Raw genomic sequence first — 7067 nt, forward strand, 5'->3', positions numbered from 1 at the left:
GCCTTGCAACCTCGCTGGGCATCCAGAGCGATGCCGAATCCCTTGTTGGTCTGTCCAGGGCTGAGGTGGAGGCTAATGGCTGGCATCGATATACGCAGCTGAGCCGTTTGGCGCGCGTCGCACCGTTGGACATGACGCAGGCCGCATTCTTGTCCAGGTGCAAGAGCCTGCACGAGCTGTGGCAGCGCGTCCCAAACGGGATTCTTCGATCCATGCTGCGTAGTGCCGGTTGCCCGGCGAAGGACGTCAAGGACCTGGCGAGCGGCAAGCTGCTGCAGGCGCTCCTCAATATCGTCGAGAGTCTCGACGCTCAGCAGGAGTCCATCGAAGCGTTTTCTTCGGAGGATGCCCGTGAGGACTGGAATCGCAGGAACGAGCGCTTGGCCGCGCTCTTCTTGAACAACGATCTCCGGGTCGCCGAGGCGCATGATGCCGTTGGCGAAGCGTTGCAGACGCTACAGGCCATGGGTTTCGACACCGCCAGCCTGAACCAGGGGTACGGTCGCGCGCTTGACTTCGTTTTCGATGCTGTGATTGACGCCTTCGCTGCGATCAATCAGCCACTGCGAAAAGTGCTTACCTCATAGATAGGCCTGGGCAAGAGATTCCTGGGCATGTTCCCTAGCTTTCACCATGTTTCCTGAGAGGTGTGAGAAGCCGCTGCTGCCTCCCGCTAAGAGCACCGCTCAAGCACCGGCGTGCTGCGCGTCGCGACTACTAAGTTGCTCGTGACGGAGCGGGCGATGATCCAAGACGCCCTCTTGACTGGAATGCAAGCCAATTCATCGATCGCGCGAAGTACGGAGTTGCACTACGATTGTGCCGCCCATGTTCGGAAGAGTCTCGTTCGAGAGCGCATGGCGCCGAACCCGCCAATAAGCGGCATTTGGATCGGGTGCTAGGAGAAGCCGCGCCAGGAGGAGATCCGTTTGCCGATTCGTCTGCGCTTCCTGCTCGATACGAACATTTTGATCCCGTTGCAAGATTCGATGGCAGTGCTGCGTCCCAGCCTTGCCGATTTCATGCGGCTGTGCAACGCCCACGGACACCAGCTGCTGTACCACCCGGCGTCGGTCGATGACATCAATCGCGACCCTGACGCTGACCGGCGTGCCCGTACGCTTGCTCGGCTGCCGCAATACACGTTGTTGCCCGAGGGATCTCACTGCGAGTGGAACGATACGCCAGGCTTGTCGGCGAACGACGCATGCGACAACCGCATCCTCTGGGCCCTCAAGCAGAACGCAACCCACGCGCTTGTCACTGAGGATCAGGGGCTGCACAAGAAGGCGCGGGCACATGGTCTGAGCAACCAGGTTTATTACATTCAGGCGGCCGACGACTGGCTCAAGCGTTTGCATGAGCCAGCATCGATCACATTGCCAAACATTGAGGAGGTTGAGCTTCACACGCTAACGCCGCAGCTCCATAGCAATTTCTTCACCAGCATTCGGAGCGACTACGCTGGCTTCAACGCTTGGTTTCGGCGGATCGCCATGGAAGGGCGTCGGGCCTGGGTGTATCGCGAGCCTGGCCAAGGCGAGATCCACGCCATCTGCATCTTCGCCGTGCAGACAGACGAGAAGATCTCCGATGACGGTCAAATCCTGCCTGGACCGGCACTCAAGCTGTGCACGTTCAAAGTCGGGGAGGCGGTACGTGGCCGGAAAATTGGCGAGCTATTCTTGCGCGCCGCCTTCCGGTACGCAACGCAGCATCAGTGCGAACACATTTTCCTGCACGCAAACTCCCGGCAGCAGGACCACCTGACCAGTCTGATTGAGGATTTTGGCTTTTGGGAGCGCGGCCAGTACAAGGGCGACGCGGTCTTCGTCAAGGACCATCCTGTGCGGCCGCCAGCTGTTCGGCTTGACGCGCGCGAATACGTCAGGCGCTACTACCCGCACTATATCGGCGGCGTCGATGTCGAGAAGTTTATCGTCCCGATCCTGCCCGAGTTCCACAGCATCTTGTTCCCGGATTGGCTGGTCGCTGGCCAAGCCCTGCCGGTCGGCCACCCGCTGCGCCACGTCAGCAACGCCATCAAGCTCGCCTACCTATCCAACGCAGGGAGCAAGAAGCCCCGGCCGGGTGACGTGGTGCTCTTTTACCGAAGCCATGATCAGAAGGCAATCACGACGCTGGGCGTCATCGAATGCTACGAGTCGATGGGGCAGGCGGACCAGATCGCTCGCCTTGTGAGCCGGCGCACTGTGTATTCAGATGCTCAGATCGCGGAGATGACCCGCCAGAATAGGCGGGGGGCCACCAAGGTCATGCTGTTTAGGCTCATCGAGCACTTCGACAACCCGGTCACCTATAAACAACTGCAGAGGCCGCTGCGTGTCGTTAGCGGCCCGATCCAATCCATCACTCACATTACCGATGAGTCTTTTTCAAGAATCCTCGCAGCAGCCGACCGGTAGAGCTGTGCTGCTGTCAATCAAGCCGAAATACGCGGACTTGATTCTCTCGGGCACAAAGACCGTAGAGCTTAGGCGCAGCTGGCCGTCCAACGACGTGGGCGTGATGGTCATCTACTCGTCCGCCCCCATACAGCGCCTCACCGGAATCGCGCTGATCACGGAGATCCGCGAGTGCACGCCGGACGCGCTGTGGGATGTTGCACAGGCTCATGGCGGTGGAGTCACGGAAGACGAGTTGAAAGAATACATCGGCAAGAAGGCGCTCGCCTACGGCGTCATGCTGGGCCGCGTAGAGGTCGCGGAAGTGCAGGTTGATCCCAAAGAGCTGTTCCCGAACTTCACTCCCCCACAGGGCTTCCTGTACTTGAGCCCCTCGGACTACCAGCGTGTGAAGTCAGCCATGTTTCCAGGAGGCATTAACTTGTGAACATCTTCGTTGCCGGTATCCATGGCGTGGGTAAGACCTACCTGGCAAAGCGTCTGCCAGCGCATAGTGGATTGATGCATACGTCGGCGAGCACGCTGATCAAGAAGGAGCGCGCGCTGCCAGATTGGAACGTTGACAAGCGTGTGGCCGAGGTAGACGCGAACCAACTCGCGCTGGCCCAAGCAGTCGCACGACACAACGAAGCCGGTATGGCACTTCTCCTCGATGGCCATTTCGTCTTGCTCGGGCAGGAGGGAGAGTTCAAGCCGCTCGACACTAAGGTATTTGAGGCGCTCAACCTCAAGTCCGTCGTGTTGATTGAAGCGGCTCCGGAAGTCGTGGCGGGGCGGGTAAGTGGGCGCGATGCATTGCACCGAGGCCCTGCATGGCTAGCCGAATTTATGACGAAGGAGCGTTCGCAGGCAGAACTGGTGTGCGCCGAGCTGAAATTGCCGCTCAGTGTGCTCGAGTCGCCCGATGATGCTGAGTTCTCAAGGGCGGTGGGCGTCGTCGTATGATGCTCATCGTGAGGTGCCAAACTGCCGATTTCAGGCGACCGGTCGTCCCCAATGCTGAGGTGAAAATCGAGACCGAAGATGGGAGTGTCATCCTGAACACGCAGTAGCGCGAAGAGGCGCCTTATCTAGTGCTGGCAGATCATCTTGGCGCCCGAGGCGCTGCCTATAGCAGCTGACACAAGCTGAACGTGAACGATGTGAGCCCGCGGCTATTGACGTTCGCTAAGACGCGACTGTGCAGGCGTCTGAGTGGGGCGATGAGAATGACCATGGGCCTTGGGAGCGGCCGATTTGGATGCCGACGGCTCTTGACCGGCTGGCAGCTGTAGTGGGTCAGGAACGGCGCTTCGGATCAGGTTTACTACGAAGCGTTGTCCTCGAAACAGCCGCCATCCGTGGCGCTTATAGCGCCACTTCGCTTGAAGTCAGGAAGTCGTCCGGACTAAGGCAGGGCATGTCTGCTACCGGCCCATCGGATGGCGCGCCACACGGACCACGGTGAGATGGAGCGACTCTCAACCGCGCTTGTAACACTGGGCAATCCAATCAAGGACGCCCTCGCGATCTCGGCCCTCAAGTTCCCAGCGATTCCGCTCAAAGAAGAGCTGGGCTTCCTGAGAGAAGTAAGCGGTGGTGGCCAGGATCGCCTTACTCGCACGGTTGTCCGCCTTGACCCCCAACAGCTCCCGGACCGGTCTCACACCAATCGTCTTGCGCTTGTCTGGGTGCTTGCATTCGATCAAGTATCTCAGATTGACCTCAGCCCGACGAATAGCGATGACATCTCGGCCGCCGTCGCGGGTTCTCTTCGTCAGTTCGACTTCGTATCCCAGGCCATCGAAAATCTCGGCGATCAACTTCTCGAAGTCCCGATGTGAGAGCTTCTGGAAGAGGTCCGGCGAGTTGTGCAAAGCTTCAAGCATCCGCTGATCGAAGAACTTGCAAACCTGAATGACGCTCGACGGACTATCGAGAGGACCTAGATCGAACAGGCCTATTGGTTCTTTGAATCCAAGCCCCATCGTATCGCACAACGCTCGGTAGGCTATCCGATAGTCGCCTGTGAAGTCGATCGCGTTGGCGGGTTGTCGCCATGAAGAATTCTTGTCTACCAGCACTGGAATCACGCGGAGCCTTTGCTGCTTGAACTGCACCATCTTTGCCAGTTCAATCTCGCGGCGCATCCAGTCAGAAGTTGAAGTGTTCTTGGACACAACAAACAGAAAGTAATCTGAGGAAGCAAGCTCTCCTGCCATGAAGCTCTGGATGTCATATCTTGCGTCAAGATCCTGGTTGGCGAACCAAACATTCACCTTCGCTGTGAACATCAAGTCGTCCTCAAGACGTTTCAGCAAGGGCGTGTCATGATCGATATGCGTGTGTGACACGAAGACTTTGATGGGGCGCCGACGATGATCATCATTCGGCTCAAGCGAGTCGTCCAAAGGGCGCTCATGCTCGTCTTCCCACGAGCCCGCTGAGGATTCTTGGCCACAGGCATCGCATTCCACTACGGTCCAAGGCAGTAGGAATGCCCCTAGTTGCCAATGGCGCGAGGCTTTGCAAAGAGGACAGTGAAGCCCGGACATCGCTAGCTTTCTGATCAGGTGGATAAGCCGCTGCGGAGCAGCCTCCGACGATTGAGCCTGTCTCCGTCAGATTCACGGTCCGCCATCGCGGAAGGAAAAGCTGAACGCTCCCTGCGGCGGTCGACGCAAAACATGCTCCGGCTTGAGATGCATGCGCGCGCTGGACGGAACACCGTCATCGCCCAGCACTTGAACCTGCTGATGCGAGCTCAGCTTAAGCAGCGCCGTCTCGACCATGTGGCGCGTCGCTGGCGTGGTGTTGATCAGCCGCAAGAAGAACTGCTCGAAGCTGATGCCATCGGGCACCTCGCTGAGGAGCCTGGGAATTTGCGCCAGCATGGCGTCTTCGCTGACCGTGGCGGCCACTTCAGAGAAGTCAAACCCGGTTTGCAGCTTGCCGGTGTCGTCGAGCTTGCCGATGTAGCCGGTGCTGAACATGTTGAAGCCGGCGCCGCCGTAGTGCGCGAAGTGGTTGTGATGCTCCCAATGAGTGGACGCCATCACATCCCTAGCTTTCCAGTGCTGCGAGAGGTGCAGCAGCCAAAAATCACCGAAGCCCTGCTCGGGCCGGATGAAGAACGGCGTGTGGAACTTCGCCGCGGACGCCCGCGTCACGTCCTCATACAGCGTGGCCTGCAGCGCCACCCGCCACCACGGCGACTTCTTGAGGTCGTCGATCTCCGCCGCAGTCATCCCGCTGCGGATGCCGGTGGCAGTCTTGAACTGGTTCAGGTTCTTCACGTCGAGGAACTTGATCAGCGCATCCACGTAGAAGGTCAAGATGACCTCGGCTTTGGCAAGTCTGCTGAAGATGTCGCTCAGGCAATGCATGGGCACAGCCGAGTACCCGTATTGGTCGAGGACGAATAGCGCACGGCCTGACCTGGTACTGCGTGCCTCGCAGCGCTTGATGACGGCGTCGCTGTAGTCAGCGAACTGCCCGCGGATCAGCCGGATCCGCTCGGAAGCTAGTGCCTGGCCGTAGTTGCGCTGAACCAGGAGGTTGCGCAGAAACTCCAGTGCCGATGGGCACTCGTCGATACAAATCAGCTCGACGTCAATGTCGATGGGCTTGCGACGGTCCTGGCGAGTCATGACCAGGTACTTCGCCTCCTCGATGGCTTCGAGGATGACCAGCGGCGAACCGGGCGTCTCCCGGCCGTCCTCATTGATGTAGAGGCCTCCACCGCAGAAGCCGTCAGCCACGGTCATCCGGATCTGTTCCCGCTGCAGTCGCGAGAACAAGGTCAGAAAGTACTTGATTAGGTAGTTGCGAAGCAGCGCATGTTTGACCTCACTATGGCGCTTCAGAAGCGGGGGCATGCTCCCCCAAACCCAGTCGTAATGTGGCATCGCTTGGCGCTGCTGCGCTCTGGTTCCCCCAGACTGCGAATGTGCACGCCCGCCAACTGGGCATCAAGGAGAATGTGGCGCGCCACCGACAGTAGTACGCTGCCGATCAGGCGCCCAACTGCCCCAGTGCGGCGTCGGGCATCTCGTCCCACGTGCGTCCGTTGAGCTCGCGGCCGTTCGCGGCCTTCGCCCGACGCTTTCCGTCGGCGCCCCAGCCGCCCCATTGCTTGAAGAAGAAGGCGACCTCCTGCTCCTGGCATTGCTCGCGCACAGACTCGACCCATTCCATCTTCATAGGCCTGGCCTTTGGGCCAGACTCGCCGCCGACAATGACCCAATGGATGTCCTTGAGACTCAGCTCGCCCACGTCCGACAGCAAGGGCTCCACCGAGAGGAACCGGATCCGAGCTGGCACTGTGCGCAGATGATCGATCCGCGGCACGCCGTACTTCTTGTCCTCCACCGAGACACCCAGCCAGGCGTTATCGGGAACCTTGCGCGTGCGGAAGAAGCGCGCCATGCGGGCGGCACGCTTCGTGAGGATCTGGTACGTGTGATGAGGCGTCTGCTCGATGACGGCGAAGACCTGCTCGACGTATGCGTCCGGTACTCGGTCGTGGAATAGGTCCGACATCGAGTTGACGAAGTACACCGTCGGCTTCTTGCGTTTCAGCGGATCGTTAAGTCGCTCTGGCAGCAACGTCAGCTCAAACCCGTTCTCATAGCCAGGAGTGCCCATAGCCTTGAGCCGCCG

Annotated in this window: 6 protein-coding genes and 1 pseudogene; 4 read left to right on the plus strand and 3 right to left on the minus strand. The window is 59.4% G+C overall.

Annotated elements, in window-relative coordinates; all coding sequences use genetic code 11:
* The 4 genes and pseudogenes from x551_RS25890 to x551_RS24570 form a co-directional block, all read left to right on the plus strand.
* A pseudogene (locus x551_RS25890) lies at positions 1 to 587 on the plus strand (hypothetical protein); the annotation flags it as partial.
* 342 nt (positions 588 to 929) lie between these two features.
* Positions 930 to 2426 carry a GNAT family N-acetyltransferase gene (locus tag x551_RS16395; RefSeq protein WP_216701339.1) on the plus strand — a complete coding sequence of 499 codons (1497 nt, stop codon included), beginning with the start codon at positions 930 to 932 and terminating at the stop codon, positions 2424 to 2426.
* 4 nt (positions 2427 to 2430) lie between these two features.
* The gene (locus tag x551_RS23645) at positions 2431 to 2853 is read left to right on the plus strand and encodes an ASCH domain-containing protein (RefSeq protein WP_051495520.1); all 423 of its coding nucleotides are present in this window, start codon (positions 2431 to 2433) and stop codon (positions 2851 to 2853) included.
* Positions 2850 to 3371: an ATP-binding protein gene (locus x551_RS24570; protein ID WP_081771382.1), complete on the plus strand. Its 522-nt coding sequence runs from the start codon at positions 2850 to 2852 to the stop codon at positions 3369 to 3371. The genes x551_RS23645 and x551_RS24570 overlap by 4 nt, the downstream gene beginning before the upstream one ends.
* A 515-nt stretch (positions 3372 to 3886) precedes the next feature.
* Here x551_RS24570 and x551_RS23650 read toward each other — a convergent pair.
* The 3 genes from x551_RS23650 to x551_RS16420 form a co-directional block, all read right to left on the minus strand.
* Complete coding sequence (locus x551_RS23650; protein ID WP_161728058.1) at positions 3887 to 4816, minus strand: restriction endonuclease; 930 nt, start codon at positions 4814 to 4816, stop codon at positions 3887 to 3889.
* Positions 4817 to 5032: 216 nt separating this feature from the next.
* Positions 5033 to 6313, minus strand: coding sequence for a three-Cys-motif partner protein TcmP (locus tag x551_RS16415; protein WP_036229519.1), 1281 nt, complete (start codon positions 6311 to 6313; stop codon positions 5033 to 5035).
* A gap of 106 nt (positions 6314 to 6419) precedes the next feature.
* Positions 6420 to 7067: phage Gp37/Gp68 family protein (locus x551_RS16420; protein ID WP_036249582.1), on the minus strand; the 648-nt coding region annotated here is incomplete at its 5' end.

The organism is Methylibium sp. T29 (assembly GCF_000576205.1).
GTDB classification, from domain to species: Bacteria; Pseudomonadota; Gammaproteobacteria; order Burkholderiales; family Burkholderiaceae_C; genus Methylibium; species Methylibium petroleiphilum.

Coding starts and splice junctions, on each gene's coding strand:
- x551_RS16415 (WP_036229519.1), bottom strand. CDS start 6,313: ATGCCACATTACGACTGGGTTTGGGGGAGCATGCCCCCGCTTCTGAAG.